Source organism: Flavobacterium resistens, assembly GCF_900182645.1.
Classification (GTDB): Bacteria; Bacteroidota; Bacteroidia; order Flavobacteriales; family Flavobacteriaceae; genus Flavobacterium; species Flavobacterium resistens.
Map to the genome: position 1 here is coordinate 1,190,691 of NZ_FXTA01000002.1, position 20,621 is coordinate 1,211,311.

Annotated in this window: 12 protein-coding genes; 5 read left to right on the plus strand and 7 right to left on the minus strand. The window is 32.6% G+C overall.

Features of this window, described 5'->3' with window-relative positions:
- Positions 1 to 77: 77 nt before the first annotated feature.
- Positions 78 to 1,670, minus strand: coding sequence for a peptide chain release factor 3 (locus FN795_RS11295; protein ID WP_057123942.1), 1,593 nt, complete (start codon positions 1,668 to 1,670; stop codon positions 78 to 80).
- Positions 1,671 to 1,822: 152 nt separating this feature from the next.
- The gene (locus FN795_RS11300) at positions 1,823 to 3,262 is read right to left on the minus strand and encodes an alpha-amylase (RefSeq protein WP_142450673.1); all 1,440 of its coding nucleotides are present in this window, start codon (positions 3,260 to 3,262) and stop codon (positions 1,823 to 1,825) included.
- Positions 3,263 to 3,780: 518 nt separating this feature from the next.
- Between FN795_RS11300 and FN795_RS11305 the strand changes: the two genes are divergently transcribed.
- Both FN795_RS11305 and FN795_RS11310 read left to right on the plus strand, forming a co-directional pair.
- A complete protein-coding gene (locus FN795_RS11305; RefSeq protein ID WP_142450674.1) occupies positions 3,781 to 5,211 on the plus strand; it encodes a peptidylprolyl isomerase in 1,431 nt (476 codons plus the stop codon).
- A gap of 77 nt (positions 5,212 to 5,288) precedes the next feature.
- Positions 5,289 to 6,242, plus strand: a complete 954-nt coding sequence (locus tag FN795_RS11310) for an AAA family ATPase (RefSeq protein ID WP_142450675.1) — start codon at positions 5,289 to 5,291, stop codon at positions 6,240 to 6,242.
- Positions 6,243 to 6,297: 55 nt separating this feature from the next.
- Here the strand turns inward: FN795_RS11310 and xrtN are convergent, their stop codons facing one another.
- Complete coding sequence (xrtN, locus tag FN795_RS11315) at positions 6,298 to 7,530, minus strand: exosortase N (RefSeq protein ID WP_142450676.1); 1,233 nt, start codon at positions 7,528 to 7,530, stop codon at positions 6,298 to 6,300.
- Positions 7,531 to 10,026, minus strand: coding sequence for an XrtN system VIT domain-containing protein (locus FN795_RS11320; RefSeq protein WP_142450677.1), 2,496 nt, complete (start codon positions 10,024 to 10,026; stop codon positions 7,531 to 7,533).
- Between the two features lie 424 nt (positions 10,027 to 10,450).
- On the opposite strand from FN795_RS11320, the gene FN795_RS11325 reads away from it, so the two are divergent.
- Positions 10,451 to 13,222: a bifunctional aconitate hydratase 2/2-methylisocitrate dehydratase gene (locus tag FN795_RS11325; protein ID WP_142450678.1), complete on the plus strand. Its 2,772-nt coding sequence runs from the start codon at positions 10,451 to 10,453 to the stop codon at positions 13,220 to 13,222.
- 125 nt (positions 13,223 to 13,347) lie between these two features.
- The gene (locus tag FN795_RS11330) at positions 13,348 to 15,612 is read left to right on the plus strand and encodes an aconitate hydratase (RefSeq protein ID WP_142450679.1); all 2,265 of its coding nucleotides are present in this window, start codon (positions 13,348 to 13,350) and stop codon (positions 15,610 to 15,612) included.
- Positions 15,613 to 15,797: 185 nt separating this feature from the next.
- On the opposite strand, the gene FN795_RS11335 is transcribed toward FN795_RS11330, so the two are convergent.
- Complete coding sequence (locus FN795_RS11335; protein ID WP_142450680.1) at positions 15,798 to 17,180, minus strand: carboxypeptidase-like regulatory domain-containing protein; 1,383 nt, start codon at positions 17,178 to 17,180, stop codon at positions 15,798 to 15,800.
- Positions 17,181 to 17,421: 241 nt separating this feature from the next.
- On the opposite strand from FN795_RS11335, the gene FN795_RS11340 reads away from it, so the two are divergent.
- Positions 17,422 to 18,597 (plus strand): C40 family peptidase, encoded by a 1,176-nt coding sequence (locus FN795_RS11340; RefSeq protein WP_142450732.1) that lies wholly within the window; start codon positions 17,422 to 17,424, stop codon positions 18,595 to 18,597.
- A 1-nt stretch (position 18,598) separates the two neighbouring features.
- Here the strand turns inward: FN795_RS11340 and FN795_RS11345 are convergent, their stop codons facing one another.
- Entirely contained in the window at positions 18,599 to 19,000 is a 402-nt protein-coding gene (locus tag FN795_RS11345) for a response regulator (protein WP_142450681.1), read from the minus strand.
- Entirely contained in the window at positions 18,990 to 20,276 is a 1,287-nt protein-coding gene (locus FN795_RS11350; protein WP_244289968.1) for a sensor histidine kinase, read from the minus strand. Before FN795_RS11350 ends, FN795_RS11345 begins: the two co-directional genes overlap by 11 nt.
- Positions 20,277 to 20,621 lie beyond the last annotated feature (345 nt).

Below are 20,621 nucleotides of genomic sequence, written 5' to 3' on the forward strand. Positions count from 1 at the left end.
TGTAATTAATTCAAATAAAAAAAAGCGCTATATTTTATGTATAGCGCTTTTTTTATAGTTTATTTTTTAAATGCAAATTAATCAAACTCAGATGTAAAGTATAATTTCACACTTGGATATTTACTTTGTGTCATTTGAATTGTAAAATCTGAATCGGCTAAGAATACAAGTTGTCCGTATTTATCGTGTGCCAAAAATTTTTGTTTGATTCTTTTAAATTCTTTGAATTCTTCGTTTTTAGCATCATCTGGTTTTACCCAACAAGCTTTGTGAACAGGGAAGTTTTCGTAAGTACATTTTGCACCGTACTCATGTTCTAAACGATATTGAATTACCTCATACTGAAGTGCTCCAACCGTTCCAATTACCTTACGGTTGTTCATTTCTAAAGTAAATAACTGAGCAACACCTTCATCCATTAACTGATCAACACCTTTTTCTAATTGCTTAGCTTTCATTGGATCAGCATTATTGATGTATCTAAAGTGCTCTGGAGAGAAACTCGGGATTCCTTTGAAACTCATTACTTCGCCTTCTGTCAAAGTATCTCCAATTTTAAAATTTCCTGTATCATGAAGACCAACAATATCTCCAGGATATGAAATATCTACAATTTCTTTTTTCTCAGCGAAAAAGGCATTTGGACTAGAGAATTTTAAATTTTTCTTTTGGCGAACGTGATAATATGGTTTGTTTCTCTCAAAAGTTCCAGAAACAATTTTGATAAATGCTAAACGATCACGGTGTTTTGGATCCATATTAGCGTGGATTTTGAAAACAAAGCCAGACATTTTTTCTTCAGCTGGATCAACTAAACGAGTTTCAGAATCTTTTGGTCTTGGAGAAGGAGCGATTGTAACGAAACAATCTAACAATTCGCGAACTCCAAAATTATTTAAAGCAGAACCAAAGAATACAGGCTGGATTTTTCCATCTAAATAATCCTGACGCTCAAACTTAGGATAAACTTCATCAATTAATTCTAATTCTTCACGAAGTTTTTCAGCTGCTTTTTGACCCACAATTTTATCTAATTCCGGATTATTCTGAACATCAGAAAAAGCAATTGTTTCTTCAATGTTTTTACGGCTGTCTCCACTGAAAAGATTGATGTTTTCTTCCCAAAGATTATAAATTCCTTGGAAATCATAACCCATTCCAATAGGAAAACTTAGAGGCGTAACTTTCAATCCTAATTTTTGTTCCACTTCATCCATCAAATCAAAAGCATCTTTACCTTCACGGTCTAATTTGTTGATGAAAACAATCATAGGAATGTTTCTCATTCTACAAACTGCAACTAATTTTTCAGTTTGTTCCTCAACCCCTTTTGCAACGTCAATTACAACAATTACGCTATCAACAGCAGTTAAAGTTCTAAAAGTATCTTCAGCAAAATCCTTGTGCCCAGGTGTATCAAGAATGTTGATTTTTTTATCTTTATAATTAAAAGCAAGCACAGAAGTTGAAACCGAAATACCTCTTTGGCGTTCGATTTCCATAAAGTCACTCGTTGCTCCTTTTTTAATTTTGTTGTTTTTTACTGCACCAGCTTCCTGAATAGCACCTCCAAATAACAGTAATTTCTCTGTTAATGTAGTTTTACCGGCATCGGGATGCGATATAATTCCGAATGTTCTTCTGCGTTGTATTTCTTTTAAAAAGCTCATATTTCGTATAAATAGGTTGCAAAAGTACTATTAAATACGGCTTTATAAAAATATTCACTTCATAATTTGGCTGTCTTCTTTTCAAATTGTTTTTTAGAGAAAAAAATAAGGCTGTTTTTAAAACAGCCTTAAATTAATTATTTGAAAATATGTTATTGATTAATGGACCAAATTGAATATCCTTTTGGTGGACATTGTATTTTTACCCATTTATCTGCCTGAGTTGTTGGGTACCAAGTCGAGTTTCCTGTAAAATCTTTAATTTGAGTATTTGCCCAGTTAGTTTGAATCCATCTTTCCTGCCAAACATCAGAATTATTGATGTAAACCACCAATCCCGGATTTCCATTATATCCATTTCTTCTCGCTACATATTCGTCATTATCAGAATATAAAATAGAAGTTGTTCCTGTTGCTTTATTGTTGTGGATCCAGATTAGATTATTTAATTTGTTTTTATCCAGCCATTCTTCATAATCTCTGTAGAAAATTGTTGGATAACCTTCGTGAGTTAATATATAAGAGTAAGCTAACATTTTGCTCCAAATTTCGTCAGTATCGTGATTAGTAACAAATGTTACTGCTTTGTATGGATTTCGTTTCCACATCATATCATCATTCAAAAGAGCAAGATTATTTCCGTCGAAGGCGTCATTCATTTTGTAATAACAAGCAAAGTCAAAAACAGAACTATTAGCATTGTTTGCCCAGTCATTTAATATATTTACATTCGAATCCCATAATTCTCCAACAGAAAACCCGCCAACATTGGCATTCCATGCATTGACAACCCAAGCACCAAAACCTTTTACATAGTCGAATCTCCAACCATCAAATTTCATGGTGTTTTTATAATATTTACCAACTCCGTCGGCACGTATCCAAAGCCAGTCTTTTACATAAGGATCTGCATGACATAAATCCGGAAATCCTCCAAAGGAACCTTCATCATTATTACCAAAACTGTTTTTATAAAAATTTGCATAAGTACGCTTAAATTTTCCCGAAGAAATTCCATTAAAATTAGTCCACGTATTTGTTCCAGTAAAAGGATTTGCTTCAGATTGCCCGCCGCTGTTATGATTGATTACGATATCTGCATACACTTTTATATTTTCAGCATGAGCGGCAGTAATTAAATTTACCAATTCGGTTTTTGAACCAAATCGAGTTTCAGTACTTCCGTTTTGATTGTAATCTCCAAAATCAAAATAATCAGTTGGATCATAACCCATTGAAAATGCTCCATTTTGTGCTTTTGAAGCAGGAGGAAGCCATATTGAGCCAATTCCTGCATTGCCCCATGCAGTAACTTTACTGCTAACGGTATTCCACCAAGTTCCGCCAGAAGGAACATCCCAATAAAAAGCCTGCATCATAACGCCTCCGCCAGGATTATCAACATATTTTCCTGTAAGTGATGATTTTGAACCCGTACTAAAAGGTTTTCCGTCGTGATGTGTAACGTTGATGATTTCAAATTTCTGGCTTTCAGCCTTTGAATCAGTTTCAACTGAGTCATTTTGCGAGCACGAGCATAATAAGGCTGTAATCATGCTCACAAATAAAAATTTTGCTTGTGGTTTTTTCATAATAGATTTGGTTAAAAAGGTTAATGAAGTTAGTAATTGCGTAATTTTAGGGTTTTAAAATAGAGATATTGTCAATTTTAAACCTGTTAAATTGTCAATTACGCACGAAAGTAGGTTTTTTTTGATTCGATTCGTATTTGCAAGAAAATAGTTATACAGCGAAAACGTTGTAGTGTTAAAAACTTTTTTTTATATCCTTATAAATTAGGATATTGAGTTTTTTGAAAGAAAGTTTATAAAGAAATTACAGCTTTAAAATGATATTCGGATATTCAGCAAATAGCATTTTTAAATCTTGTATTTAAAATGCAATCTGTATAATTTTTTGTTAATAGTATAAGCGATAGTTGTATTATGTAATTGAATTGTTATTTTTGTTCGTTATAAGTAAAAGAACTAGAGTTTAATTGCTTACTGTTTTTGAAGTTTATCTTTTAAAATAAAGCAATTGAGAGTTTAGTTTTTAAAAATGGATATTCTAAAAACAAGATCTTTACATTTAAATTAAATCTAAAATAATGTTATTAAAAAAATTACAGCTAAAAACAATTGATTACAAGCTTGTATTGACAATGTGTTTTTTACTTTTTTTCAGCTCAATGGTTTCGGCTCAGGAAATTATTCCAGATGTTGTAGCTCAAAAACCAGCTGAAGTTCCTGTTGGAAGACAAAAAATTGATGGTATTATTGCTACCGTTGGAGATTATATTGTTTTAGACTCAGATATTGATAAAGGATTTTTAGAGATTACAGCTCAAGGTGGTTCTGTAAAAGATATTACAAGATGCCAAATGTTGGGTAAACTTCTTGAAGATAAATTATACGCGCACCAAGCGATTCAGGATAGTATCATTGTTAGTGATGCTGAAATTAGAGGCATGATGGAAGACCGTTTAAACTATATGGTTAAACAGGTTGGTGACATTAATAAAGTAGTGGAGTACTACAAGAAAAGCTCAGTTGAAGAATTCAAAACGTATTTTGCTGACATCTTAAAAGAGCAAAAGTTAGCTTCTGAAATGAGAGATAAAATCATTAAAGAAGTTGAAATTACGCCGGAAGAAGTTCGTAATTTCTTCAAAAAAATACCAAAAGATGAATTGCCGACTTTTGGAGCTGAAATGGAAGTAGCACAGATTGTAGTAGAACCAAAAGTTTCAAAAGAAGACAAACAGAAAGTAATCGATAGATTGAATGCAATCAGACAGGATGTTATAGCAGGTTCAAGTTTTGCAACAAAAGCCGTTTTGTATTCTATGGATCCAGGATCATCTTCTAACGGTGGATATTATAAAATGACTCGAAAAACTCCTTTTGTAAAAGAGTTTAAAGATGTTGCTTTTAGTTTGCAGGAAGGTGAAATTTCTCAGCCTTTTGAAACAACTTTTGGATTCCATATTATCATGGTCGACAAGATTAAAGGGCAAGAAGTAGAATTACGCCATATTTTAATTTCGCCAACTGTTTCTGAAAACGCTTTAAAAGAAGCTAAAGACAGAATCACAAATATTCGAAACAAAATCGTAAACAAAGAGGTTTCTTTTGCTGATGCTGCAAGAACGGAGTCTGATGAGAAAGAAACAAGGGCAAATGGAGGAATTTTAATAAATCCTAATACGCAAGATACGCGTTTTGAATTGACTAAAATGGATCCTCAATTATATAGTCAGGTTTCAAATTTGAAAGATACTGAAGTTTCTCAGCCACTTTTAAATGTAGATGAAAAAAGCGGTAAAAAGACCTATAAAATAATTACTGTAACAAACAGAATTAACGAGCATACCGCAGATTATGCACTGGATTATACAAAAATTAAAGATTTAGCATTGAAAGAAAAACAAATTGATGCGATTGCTAAATGGTTTGATAAAAAGATAAAAGATACATACATTAAAATTATTGGAGAATACAGACAATGTAATTTTGCTAATAATTGGCTGAAAAAATAATTTTTATTAAATAAATAAAAGAGTTAGTTTTATGAATCCATAGAGCTGACTCTTTTTTAATTTAAAAACATACTTAAATGTCTGACGTAACAGCAATTCATAATTTAGTTCAAAAACGAAACGAGTTAAAATCAGAAATAGCAAAAATAATTGTAGGCCAAGATGCAGTAGTTGATCAAATTTTACTGTGTATATTTTCAGGAGGACATGCTTTGTTGATTGGAGTTCCTGGTTTGGCAAAAACATTAATGATAAATACTTTATCTCAAGCTTTAGGTTTAGATTTTAAAAGAATTCAGTTTACACCGGATTTAATGCCATCTGATATTTTAGGAAGTGAGATTTTAGATGAAAACAGACAGTTTAAATTTATCAAAGGGCCAATTTTCTCTAATATTATTTTGGCAGATGAGATCAACAGAACACCGCCAAAAACGCAGGCAGCTTTACTTGAAGCCATGCAAGAGCGCTCGGTTACTATTGCTGGTCAGAATTACAAATTAGATTTGCCGTATTTTGTATTAGCAACGCAAAATCCAATTGAGCAGGAGGGAACATATCCATTGCCAGAAGCGCAATTAGATCGTTTTATGTTTGCAATCAAATTAGAATATCCAACTTTTGAGGAGGAAGTTCAGGTTGTAAAACGCACTACATCTGACGTAAAAACAGCAATTAATGCTTTGTTTACCGCACAGGAAATTATTGATTTTCAACATTTGATCCGCAGAATTCCTGTAGCTGATAATGTAATTGAATACGCAGTAACATTGGTAAGTAAAACACGTCCAGATAACAAATTGTCGAATGATTTTGTAAAAAATTATTTAGATTGGGGAGCGGGGCCGAGAGCTTCACAGAATTTAATTTTGGCAGCAAAAGCTCACGCAGCATTTAATGGTAAATTTTCTCCAGATATTGAAGATGTAAAAGCAGTTGCAGTTGGAATTTTAAGACACAGAATTATTAAAAATTACAAAGCAGATGCTGAGGGAATAACAGAAGAAGTTATTATTCAGAAGCTGTTGTAACTATTTATATTATATAGGAAAGCCTGACAAGATTAAGATTTTGTCAGGCTTTTTTTTATTGCTGAATTTTAGTTGTTTCATTAATCAAGCGCACAGATTTATTGGTGAATAGTTTGATTAAAAGAACTTCAGGAAGAGAAGTATATTTTTTTGAATCACATTCGTACCACCAATACGAATTGTATTGAATGTTGTTTTTCTCCATTTTTACCTGCCATATTTTTTGATTTCCTCTGGCAGTTTCTTTTTTCTCTATAATTTTATAGCCATTTCCAGTCCAGCAAACTAACGGATTATGAGCTGGAGTTTTTATATAAATCAACTTACTTGGAGTTGAAATTTTAAAAACTTCATTGTTTACCCAAGTTCCATTTTGAATGGAATACTCTGAACTTAAATTTTCAAGTAAATTGTTTGGCTGTATTTTCTTTATTTCAAAACTGGTTGCAAACAGGATTGAAGTTGCTACAATTATAATGACGAATTTATGTTGTTGCTTTTCTGTCTGAATTTCTTCTGTCTTCGGTTTAAAAAAATGGATCAGAAAAAGCATTGGAACAATTTGATAAAATACAAAACACAAGATTCCAATAGTATGATGCAGTACATTTTCCTGAGTACATTGGAACAAAATAAGCGTAATGATTCTAAAGTAATTTGAAATTATATTGAGAATAATCACAACTACACAAAAAAGAAAAATCTGAAGGATATTGAAATATTTTGACTGTTTCTTTTCTTCTAAAGTTAATATAAAAGCGCCTGAAAGTAATCCGGTTTTAAACATTGATAACCCCATACAAGCGGTGTCGACTGTAATTTTTGCATTATTAATATAAAAATTGACGCCTTCTATTTTGTCAATGACTATGAAATTCTTTAAAACGATATAAACATGGTAACAGAGAATTTGTTTTATTTCGGTTGTCATGTAGTCGAAAAAAGTACTGAACACAGAAGAGAAAAGCAAAATACAAATCAAAGCAATAAATGAAAATTTTTGTGTAAAACTATAATACAATAAACAGACAAATAATGCCAAAGCTAAAAGATGCAATGATTTAGTATGCAAGCGAAAGCTTATAAATTCTAGTATAAAAATCATTGCAAAAAGCGGATAACTTATGTTGAAAGTCGTTTTTCGGCTCCCAATAAAAAACAACCCGATTGAAGCTAAAATTCCAAACAAATTATTATTCAATCCTGCTGAAATTATACTGTAGTTTAAAAGTAAAAGACAGCCGAAAATCAGCAGGACAGTTTTTTTGTATTCCAGTAATAGATTCATTTATACTGTTTGTTTTTTTGTTTTTCGGTAATAGAAATAAAGTGTTGCTGTTCCAATAATAATCAACAGCCATTCATGAGGTTCAGGGACTGCGCCGTCATTGTTTATTGAAGCATTTCCTAAAGTGTTTACGTTTTTCTCGATTCCGTTGTTTTTGTAATCTTCATCGGTTTCAAGAACAATTAAAGACGAAATTGGCGTTACAATATTGGCATCTTTTGCTAGTTCAACATATTGATTATTTGCCAAAGTATCATTTTGAATTTTAACCTGTTCTTCTAGAACTTTCCCAAAAGCGTACATTCTGTAAATATGATTTGGTCCATTGTTTTTTGAATTAGTGTCTTGGGTGTTTTCATGAATTGAAACTTGTGACGGTTCAATGTTGATACTGTTTTGATCTGTTTTGTAAACTGGAAATTGATGATTGTTGATCATCTTTAAACAAGTAGCCAAACTGCTTTGAAAATAGTCAACGTATTTTTGTTCTTTCGCAGTCTGCCAAAACGAATTAATATCCTCACTGATATTGAAGACTTTTATATTCTTCTGTTTAGTTCCAGATTTAATTTTCTTCAGATAATCTGATTCTTCAAGTTCTTCAAAATTAGCAGAGAAAGTTCCTGATTTTGTTATCACTAAACTGTTTTTTGCCAATTTATAAAGGGGCAGTAATGTATACTGAGAATCTTCAAAGTCAAGCTGAATGGCTTTAAAATTCTCTTTGTTTATTTGTTTTTTTTGTCCATTTGCAAAAACATAAATATTTTGCTGGTCAAGATTGACAAATAATTCTATTTGTTTGGTTGTCCAATTGCTGTTTAAATCCAAAATAATTTCAGAAGGAGTAAAAGGGATTACTGTTTTCGGAATTTCATTAACTGTATAAGTTTTTCCTTTCCAGGCAAATGAATTGTGGTTGATTTTGCTTAATGGCATTGTTGCTTCCCAATCGTCAAGTCCTTTAGACTGGTTCATGTAAAATCCTTTTTCAAACTCAAAATTTTTGCTGGTTTCTACTGCCGAATTTCCAGTTATTTGTATTCTCGAAATTGTTTCAGCATTTGAAATGTTCGGCCCTTTTATAGAAAGACTTTGATATTTCATTTGACTATCTTCAACTTTTAGCGGAGTTGTAAAGCCGCATTTAAATTTTCTTGGAGTTTGTTTGTTAACTGGAAAAACTCTCACGACGACTTTATTTCCTTCTTTCCATTGCATTAATGAAGGATCACGATATTCTACACCAACAATTTGAGTGTACGCTTTTTTAGCTTTTTCTTTAGTGGTCAGAACACCTTTGCGTTCCATTCCGTTAACCCATAAAGAAAGTGAAGTTGCGACAGAGCCTTCGGGTAATTGAAAAGAATAAATGGCTTCTTCGTTTCCCCGTGCATCTTCGGCAGATGCAATATCCATTGTAATTTCAGTGTATGCTAAACGTGCTTCTGGATATACTTTTACGTCTTCTTTAATTTTTTTGGTAAACAAATCATCACCGTTCCAAAGCTGTTCTTCTGTTTCTAACCTTTTATCAAAATTCGATTTCAGAATATTGATTTTGTCATCATTGTCCAATCCAAGATCGTCACAAACTAAATAGGCAATACTGATAAAAGGATTATGAATTTTAGTTCCGTTGAATTGCTGTTTGCTGAAGGAATTAAAACGGTCGAACGAAAAGAAGTTATCAATATTGATATAAACAAGACCTTTCTTGAGCAGAATTTCATTAAAAAAATTAGGTTTTATATTCTGAGAAACTGAGATGTATGCAGGTAAATCGGTATTACTATTGAAAGAATTGATTTTTGCAATTTGAGCTATTTTTTTGCTTTCAATAACTAAACCGGCAGTAAAAATTAGAAATCCGATAAGCACGATTGAAAATCCAGCACTAAAGGAAAGATAATAAGGTCTGTTTTTAGGTAAATGAAAAATAATGGTTAGCAAATGAATGACTAAGATTATTGCTGGGACCATTCCGTAGAAACCCATTCCCAAAGCCAATATTCCAATAAATGAATAGGGCAGAACGGGAATGAGAAATAAGGCAAAGTAAAATATAATCCAAAATGTAGCACCATTTACAAAATAAAACAGATATGTGCGTGGGCTTTTTATGTCATTTTGGTAAAGAAAAAAATTAGTGATGCAAAACACAAAAGTTGTCACATAAACCCAAACAGGTAAATGTTGAAAAACAGGAATAAAAACATTTAAACTAAAACAGCCAATAAGCCAATTGAGCATCAAAAAAGGAGTAAGATGAAGATAGTCTTCTCTGTTTTTAAGAATAAGAAATGATACCACCGTTCCATAAATAAATTCGATAATCAAACTTATCGATCCAATAGATTCGAATTCGTGGAATGAGAATTCTTTAGAAGTGAGCGCACAAATCATAAATATTGTACTAAATAATGTCACTACGATGCTAGTTTGTGTACCTGCTTTTTGAGAATAATAATCTAAAATTTCAATTTTGTATTTCATAGTTATATTTTTTAAAAAGCACTTTGAATTACAAAGTTAATAGAATATTTGAAAAACCAGATTTTTTTAATTTATTTTTTTGAAGAAAATTAGGGATGAATATTTTAGTTCTGAAAACTCCTTTTTAAGACGAAAAAAAGTTAACTATAACGTTATAATTTCTTATTTAGAACTATTCTTTGCGAAAATAGAGGTAAAATCTCACTTACTTTATAACATCAAATTCCGACTTTGTTAAAGAAAAGATTTTAAAATATTAAAAATTCATTTTTTTAATACAAAATTGATATTTTGGCAAAAACAAGCAGTGAAAATCGTTTTTTAGCAATAATAATTTTTGAAAAGGCGACTTTCATTATATTCTTTTTAATTCTCACCTTTAATCTCTAAATTTGCGTACAAAAAAAAATACTTCTAATATATTATGAATACTTACAAAGATTACATTAACGAAATCGAAGAAAGAAAAGGTCAGGGACTTCACCCAAAGCCAATTGATGGTGCAGAATTATTAAGCGAAATTATTTCGCAAATTAAAGATGTTGATAATGAATATAGAGAAGATTCTCTTAAATTTTTTATCTACAATACTTTGCCAGGAACTACAAGTGCTGCTGGCGAAAAAGCTAAATTTTTAAAAGAGATTATTCTAGGTGAATCTGTAGTGAAAGAAATTACTCCAGCCTTTGCTTTTGAATTATTATCACACATGAAAGGTGGACCTTCTATTAAAGTTCTGCTTGATTTAGCTTTAGGTAATGACGTTGCTATTGCAAAAGAAGCGGCAAAAGTTCTTAAAACACAAGTTTTCCTTTACGAAGCAGATACAGATCGTTTAGTAGAGGCATTCAAAAATAATAATGAAGTTGCGAAAGAAATTCTTGAGAGTTATGCTCAAGCTGAGTTTTTTACAAAACTTCCAGAAGTAGCTGACGAAATTAAAGTTGTTACTTTTATTGCAGGTGAAGGAGATATTTCAACAGATTTACTTTCTCCAGGAAACCAGGCGCACTCGCGCTCAGACCGTGAACTTCACGGACAATGTATGATTACACCTCAAGCGCAGCAAGAAATTAAAGCTTTACAAGCACAGCATCCAGATGCAAGTGTAATGCTGATTGCTGAAAAAGGAACTATGGGAGTTGGTTCTTCTAGAATGTCAGGTGTAAATAACGTGGCACTTTGGACAGGAAAACAAGCAAGTCCATATATTCCATTCGTGAACATTGCTCCAATTGTTGGTGGAACAAATGGTATTTCTCCAATTTTCCTAACAACTGTTGATGTTACTGGTGGTATTGGTTTAGATCTTAAAAACTGGGTTAAAAAAGTTGATGCTGAAGGAAATGTTATTCGTAACGAAAATGACGAGCCAATTTTAGAACAAACTTATTCTGTTGAAACTGGTACAGTTTTGACTATTAATATTAAAGAGAAAAAACTTTATAACGGCGATAAAGAATTAATCGATATTTCTAAGGCATTTACGCCTCAGAAAATGGAATTTATTAAAGCTGGTGGTTCATACGCTATTGTTTTTGGTAAAAAGCTACAGACATTAGCAGCAAAAGTTTTAAATGTTGAAGCACCTCTTGTATATGCTCCATCAAAAGAAATTTCTCATGAAGGACAAGGTCTTACTGCTGTAGAGAAAATCTTCAACAAAAATGCTGTTGGTATCGCTCCAGGTAAAGTATTACACGCTGGTTCTGACGTTCGTGTTGAAGTTAATATTGTAGGTTCTCAAGATACTACAGGTTTAATGACTGCTCAGGAATTAGAGTCTATGGCTGCTACTGTAATTTCACCAATCGTTGATGGTGCTTACCAATCAGGTTGTCATACTGCTTCGGTTTGGGATAAAAAAGCACAGGCTAATATTCCTAAATTGATGAAATTCATGAACGATTTCGGTTTGATCACAGCTCGTGACCCGAAAGGTGTTTATCATTCAATGACAGACGTAATCCACAAAGTACTTAATGATATTACTATTGATGAGTGGGCTATCATTATTGGTGGTGACTCTCATACAAGAATGTCAAAAGGTGTTGCTTTTGGTGCTGACTCAGGAACTGTTGCTCTTGCATTGGCTACCGGAGAAGCTTCTATGCCAATTCCAGAATCTGTAAAAGTTACTTTCAAAGGAGATATGAAAGGATACATGGACTTCCGTGATGTGGTTCATGCTACTCAAGCTCAAATGCTTCATCAATTTGGAGGAGAAAATGTTTTTCAAGGAAGAATTATCGAAGTTCACATTGGAACATTAACTGCTGACCAGGCATTTACATTTACTGACTGGACTGCTGAAATGAAAGCAAAAGCTTCTATCTGTATTTCTGAAGATGATACTTTAATCGAATCATTGGAAATTGCAAAAGGCAGAATCCAAATCATGATCGATAAAGGAATGGATAACGACAAACACGTTCTTCAAGGATTGATCAACAAAGCAGATAAGAGAATTACAGAAATTAAATCGGCTGAAAAACCAGCTTTAACGCCAGATGCAAATGCTAAATATTATGCTGAAGTTGTAGTTGATTTGGATCAAATTGCTGAGCCAATGATTGCCGATCCAGACGTAAATAATGCTGATGTTTCTAAAAGATATACTCACGATACAATTAGACCTCTTTCATTTTACGGAGGAGTGAAAAAAGTTGATTTAGGATTTATTGGATCTTGTATGGTTCACAAAGGCGATATGAAAATCCTTGCTCAAATGTTGAAAAACGTAGAAGCACAAACAGGAAAAGTTGAATTCAACGCTCCTCTTGTTGTTGCTCCTCCAACTTACAACATTGTAGATGAATTGAAAGCAGAAGGTGATTGGGAAGTTTTACAAAGATATTCTGGTTTCGAATTCGACGATAATGCTCCAAAAGGTGCAGCACGTACAGAATACGAAAACATGTTGTACTTAGAGCGTCCAGGATGTAACCTTTGTATGGGTAACCAGGAAAAAGCGGCAAAAGGAGATACAGTAATGGCAACTTCAACTCGTTTGTTCCAAGGAAGAGTTGTTGAAGACAAAGAAGGTAAAAAAGGAGAATCTTTACTTTCATCTACACCAGTTGTGGTTCTTTCTACAATTTTAGGTAGAACTCCAACTATTGAAGAATATACTGCTGCAGTAGATGGTATTAACTTAACAAAGTTTGCACCTTCAAACAAATCATTAGTAATGTAATCAAAAGATTATTTAATTATAATTCAAAAGCCCGAGTCATAAAACTCGGGCTTTTTTTGTAATAATTGTTCTATTTTTTGTAACTTGTCATGTTCAAAAAACAATAATAAAAACAAGTAAATCTTATGGCTTTTGATATTGAAATGATTAAAAAAGTGTATGAAAACATGCCAGGTCGTGTTGATAAAGCACGTGAAATTGTTGGTCGTCCACTTACTTTGACGGAGAAAATTTTATACAATCACCTTTGGGATGGAAATCCAACAAAGGCATTTGGAAGAGGAATTGACTATGTTGACTTTGCACCGGATCGTGTAGCATGTCAAGATGCAACTGCGCAAATGGCATTATTACAATTTATGCATGCCGGTAAATCTAAAGTAGCGGTTCCTACTACAGTACACTGTGACCACTTGATTCAGGCAAAAATAGACGCTGCAACTGATTTGGCCAGAGCAAAAACACAAAGTAATGAGGTTTTTGATTTCTTGTCTTCTGTTTCTAATAAATACGGAATCGGTTTCTGGAAACCGGGAGCCGGAATTATTCACCAAGTTGTACTCGAAAATTATGCTTTCCCAGGTGGAATGATGATTGGTACCGATTCTCACACTGTAAACGCAGGTGGTTTAGGAATGGTAGCAATTGGTGTTGGTGGAGCAGATGCTGTAGACGTAATGTCTGGTATGGCATGGGAATTAAAATTCCCGAAATTAATTGGAGTTAAATTAACTGGTAAATTATCAGGCTGGACAGCTCCTAAAGATGTTATCCTTAAAGTAGCAGGAATTCTTACCGTAAAAGGAGGAACAGGTGCTATTGTTGAATATTTTGGTGAAGGTGCAACAGCCATGTCTTGTACAGGTAAAGGAACTATTTGTAATATGGGTGCCGAAATTGGAGCAACAACTTCAACTTTTGGTTACGATGATTCTATGAGCCGTTACTTACGTTCGACAAATAGAGCCGATGTTGCCGATGCTGCTGATAAAGTAGCTTCTTACTTAACTGGAGATCCAGAGGTTTACGCAAATCCAGAACAATATTTTGATCAGGTTATCGAAATTAACTTATCTACATTAGAGCCACACTTAAACGGACCTTTTACTCCAGATTTAGCTACTCCAATTTCTAAAATGAAAGAGGAAGCAATCAAAAATAACTGGCCATTACAAATTCAGGTTGGTTTAATTGGTTCTTGTACAAACTCTTCTTATGAAGATATCTCACGCGCAGCTTCATTGGCAAGACAAGTTGCAGATAAAAACTTAAAAACAAAATCACAATTTACAATTACTCCAGGTTCTGAAGTTGTTCGTTCAACAATTGAAAGAGACGGTTTTATTGATACTTTCCATAAAATTGGAGCAACTGTTTTCGCTAACGCTTGCGGACCATGTATTGGTATGTGGGATAGAGAAGGAGCTGAAAAAGAAGAAAGAAATACTATCGTTCACTCTTTCAATCGTAACTTTTCAAAACGTGCAGATGGTAATCCAAACACATTAGCTTTCGTAGGTTCTCCAGAATTGGTAACAGCTTTGGCGATTGCGGGTGATTTAAGTTTTAATCCTTTAACAGATACTTTAATCAATGAAGATGGAGAAGAAGTAAAACTAGATGCGCCAACGGGAGATGAACTTCCTTCTAAAGGTTTCTATGCTGAAGATCCAGGTTTTCAAGCTCCGGCAGCAGATGGTTCAGGAGTTGAGGTCGTGGTAAATCCAACTTCAGAGCGTTTGCAATTATTAGCTCCGTTTGTGGCTTGGGATGGTAAAAACATTACAGGTGCTAAATTATTAATTAAAGCATTCGGAAAATGTACTACTGACCATATTTCAATGGCTGGACCTTGGTTGCGTTTCCGTGGACATTTGGATAATATTTCTAACAATATGTTGATTGGTGCTGTAAATGCATACAACCAAAAAACAAATTCGGTTAAAAATCAATTAACTGGCGAATATGATGCTGTGCCGGCTGTTGCTCGTGCATACAAAGCAGCAGGCGTTCCTTCTATTGTGGTTGGAGATCACAACTATGGAGAAGGTTCTTCTCGTGAACACGCTGCAATGGAACCTCGTTTCTTAGGAGTTAAAGCGGTTTTAGTGAAATCTTTCGCTCGTATCCACGAAACAAATCTTAAAAAACAAGGTCTTTTAGGATTGACTTTTGCAAACGAAGCAGATTACGATAAAATACAGGAAGATGATACAATCAACTTCTTAGATTTGACTGAATTTGTTCCAGGAAAACCATTAACTTTAGAGTTTGTTCATGCAGATGGAACAAAAGATATTATTTTGGCAAATCATACTTATAATGAAGGCCAGATTGGTTGGTTTGTTGCAGGTTCTGCTCTGAATTTAATAGCGGCTGGAAAAGCATAATTTTTTAAGATTCAATTATATGAAAAATGCTCTGTGAAAACAGGGCATTTTTTATTAGAAGCTGTTTCCGGCTGTCCGCTATATCTTTTCCTTGCTAAAGAAGCAAGAAAAAGGATGCCGCTCCCATCCGGGCTAGGGCACTCGTTTTCATAAGAAGATTTCTGTTTCAGGAAATTTTATATGATTTATTCGATAGTTTTGGCAATGTCGGATTGTTTTGGTAAAGTTTTGATTTTTAAAGGTTTTGTTTTTTTAAATTCTTCCAAATCAATACTGAATACTTTTGAAGAAGGAATTTTTGAATAGGAATTGTCAATACGTCCACCTAAAAGATATAATTTATTGTCGTAATAGTACATAGCAGCATATTTCGATTCGATATCAATATCATATTGTTTTAATTCTTTGTTCTTTATATTATAGGTACACATTTTTTGATTTTCAAAAAAATAAATAATAGTATCATGATAGGTAATTGCAGGTCTTTCAAATTCCGAAAACAATTCAGTTTCTATTTGCCATTTTTCAGTTGTTAAATCAAAAGTTTCAATTTGTCCTATAGGTTTACCATCATTACCGCCAATGAGATAGATTTTATCACCAATCAAAACTCCGGTCGTTTCTTTTGCTGTTGGCATTTCTGCAAGTTCATACCAATTTCCCGAGGTAATATTGTAGAGATGCACTTTATTAGTGAATACTTTTATGTCTTTTTCAGATCTTTTTAAAGAACCGCCCATTACAATAATATTGTCTTTATAAGTAAATGAAGCAAAATCGACAGCCTGATGAGGATTGGTATTATCTAATTTGATACTTTGCTTGTCAAGATCTATAACTTCGATTTGATCCTCTAAATATTCCCAACTACTTATTGAATTTACTGAAATTCTTTTGCCACCTAAAATATATAATAATCCATTGTAATAGTGTAAGTTGTGATATCCTCTGGCTTTCAGTTTTAAATCTGAATCTTTCCAGGAATTCGTTTTGATATCGTAAATAGAAAAGTATTTTTTATAATGTCTTTTTGCAGGAACTTTATAAGGATCTGCCAGATAATCCATTATGCTGTAAGCGGCTCTTTCGGCGCGATTTTTTTCCAGATAATCAATTTCAGCATATGCATCCCCTCCAGTGACATAAATTTTGCCTTCTTTTAAAAGTGAGCCAAAAGAGAATATAGGATTTTTTAAAGGAGATAATTGGTTAAAAGAAAGACTTGTTTTTAATTTTAAACCGTTTGCAATTGTTACTCCCGATAAATTTTGAATACTTTCTTCAAGGTAGACTTTAAATTGATGTTTTGCTAAATAACGTAATGAGAATCTTGTTGTCGTATAGCCAATGTGGGAGAATTCTAGTATTTCATCAGGACCAAGATTTGAAAAAGATTTTATTGAAAATTTACCATTTTTATTTGTGATTGTTCCAATTTTGCTGCTTGGAGCAAAAATATTTACATCGTCAATGGGCTCATCGTTTGCCGAAACAACAATGCCTTCTAAATTTTGCCCAATCGAAATTAGCGGAAACAAAAGAAGAATAAGGAGTAGTTTTTTTTTCAAGTTTTTGAATGTTAAGTTAATATTAAATTTAAAATCATGGAATTATATAAAAAACTGCATTTCAAAAAGTTGGCTCAATATTTATGCCGAAGTTGTTAATTTGGATGAAATTAAGTGTTAAAAAATGTGCTTTTTTTACTTTAATAAGTTAAATTCGCCTTGCCCCAAATAACAAAATTGTCTTTTTTGAGTTCTATAATATGAATAAGTTCAAAAAATGCGATTTGATAAAATGAAAATGATGGTTTACAGATTAATAATATTGATGTTTTTTTTTAGTGTTGGTGTTTTTTCTCAGGAAAAATACATTAAACATAAAATTTCAAAAGGAGAAAATATTACCGTTATTGCTAAAAAATACGGTGTAAAACCAAAAGATATCATCGATGCAAATCCTAATGCACCAAAAATCCTTAAACTAAATTCGGTTTTATTAATTCCAAACAATAACAAATCAGTTACTATAAAACCTGATGATAATAAAGCTTCTGATTTAAAATCTGCTGATAAAATTGAAATTGCAAATGCTGATTTTCATGAAGTTCAACAAAAAGAAACGCTTTGGGGAATTTCTAAGAAATATAATGTTTCAGTAGATGAATTAAAAAACGCAAATCCGTCGATTGAAACTGATGGATTGAAAATTGGGCAACGAATCAATATTCCTTCTAAGAATGTTGCAATTGCTGAAAAACCTGCTGTAGTTAATGAAAATTCATCAGATGTTGAGGTTGTAGTCGAAGTACAGCCAAAAGAAACAAAGTATGCCATTGCTAAGAAATATGGAATAACAGTTGCTGAATTAGAAAAACAAAATCCATTTATAAAAGGAAAACTTCCTGTGGGTTATGTTTTGAAAATCAAAACTTCTAAAGAAAAAGCAGATGCTGTGGCATTATTAAATTCAGTTCAGCCTTCTGCAGAAGAAAAACCGCTCTTGGAAGAAAATATCCAAATAGCTGATAAAACTAGTGTAAAAACAGATTCAGCTATGGTTCGTATCAGTAATCATTCAGAGTTAATTGATTTACTTATTCTAAACGCTACTCAAAATATTGGGACCCGCTATCGATCTGGCGGAACAACAAAAGCTGGTTTTGATTGTTCAGGTTTAATGTTTTGTACTTTTGGAAACTTTGATATTAAATTGCCAAGAAGCTCAATCGAGCAATCCCGAATAGGAAACAAAGTCAGTTCGGATGCTGCGCAAAAAGGAGATTTGATTTTCTTTAAAACTAATGGTAGACGTCATATAAATCACGTAGGAATGGTTGTTGAGGTTACTGAGGGAGAAATTAAATTTGTACATTCTTCGACTCATGGAGGAGTTATGATTTCTTCAACAAAAGAACCTTACTACGAAAGAGCTTTTTCTCAGGTGAATCGTATTTTAGAAGAGGAAACTAAAAAAATGTAAACTAGTTTTCGTCTTCCGGATACAGAGTCTTTTTAAATTCTTCAATAGGAAAAGGCTTGTTTAGCATCTTGGTTACATATTTGTTTTCATTGATTAGGCTGATTTCATCAGAATCAAGTGTTGAGGAAAGTACGTAAATTTGATTTTCTTTTTTTATATCTTCATCAAGTTTGTCGTAAGCATCCAAAAAATCAAAACCATTCATAAAAGGCATTTGGATATCAAGAATAATAAATAAAGGTTTGCTGATTCCTTTGTTGTTTTCTAGCCAATAAAGTCCTTCCTGCCCATTGTTGGCAATGTAAATTTCATCTACAGACAATATTTTTTTTAATAATTGTTTGATAACAAGCTGATCGATCAAATTGTCTTCTATTAATAAAAACGCAGGTTTAGACAGCATACAGAGTTGGTATTGTTACGGTAAATTTGCTTCCTACTGAACTTTCTGAGCTTACAGAAATATTTCCTTTTATGTTTTCAACGGCTTCTTTTACAATATAAAGCCCTAATCCGCTGCCTTTGTTTTTGTTTGTTCCAAAGTACATTTCAAAAATATTATCTTTATATTCTTCTTTAATTCCAATTCCGTTGTCTATAACTTCAATTCTGTTGTAGCCATCATTAAAAGAAGTTTTAATAGAAATAAACATTTCTTGTTTATTTGCGTCAGCATATTTTATAGCATTTGACAGTAAATTTGAAATAATGATTTTTAGTCTTAAACTGTCGCTGTGAATTTGGTCTACTAAAAGCTCTTTTGTAAAGATTATTTGATTCGCATTTTCTATGTGCATTAATTGAGAAATTGCTTCTTCAAATAATTCTTTTAAGCTTACAGGTTCCATTATTATTTGAGTTCGTTTGTTTTTAGAATAATCAATAATGTCGCTTATAAATTGATCTTGCTTAGCGAGACTTTGTTCCATTAAGTTCAAATAATCTTTTATCTGAAGAACGCTATCTTCCAGTTGAGTGATTTTTATGAGGCCTTTCAATGAAGTAATAGGAGATCTCAAATCGTGTGATGCGCTGTAAACAAAACAATCCAGTTCGTGATTGACCAGCATTAAATTTTCATTTTTTACTTCAATTTCTTTTTTTGAAGTTAGCAGACGTTTTACCATTATAGAATAGTAAAGACAAATACTGCAGACGATGATGAGGATGAAAACAATATTAGTGATAATAAGTAAATCTTTTATTTTGCGTGTTCCTTCTCCTAAAGTGTTTGAAAAATTACGTTCATTGATTGTCAGGCGATCGCTTATAACGCTAATTTGCTCAAGAAACTTTCTTTGTTCATCAGGATTTAATGCATTGTGTTTAATTTTTGCATCGATTTCTGTTCCAATAGTAAACAATTCATAGATTAAATTATCGCCTTGTTCCCATTCATGAATCGCTTTTGCTAAAAATGATACTTTTTTAAAATAAACAAACAGCCAAACGAGATCATCCAGGTCGTCTTTATGATTACGTCCTTTAATAAAGCCATCACGTGCAACTTGATTGTCTCCAGCTTTTAAAAGCGTTTTTCTTGCAATCCCATCACCTTGCGGAACACTTAATTCTTCCTTATATAATTTCCACTGATTTCTGTCTTTAGTGTAAAGATAAGTTATAAGATGCCGTGCTGCATCTTTTTGGCCTTTTGAGTAATGAGATTCACCATTCACATAAGCCCGGTTTGCAGATAAAATTTTGATTGTAAAGAAGTTTACACAAATTAATAAGGCGCATGTGATAAATACAATTAAGAGGAGAATAAAAACATTTGGAAAACGCATTTTCCTTAAAAGCTGAATTTTTAGCATATTTCTTATTTTGTAGGTTGATAATTTGCTTTTAATCAGTTCATTTTGCTTGTGATAGATGTTTTTTTATCTCAACTCTCTATTGGGGGATTAGAAAGAGTTTGGGTTTAAAAAATAAACAAATGTTAATAAAAAAGAAGAAATTTTATAAATTTAATCCTTTCTACCAAATTTAATAAAAATATATTTTGCTTTGACAAACATATT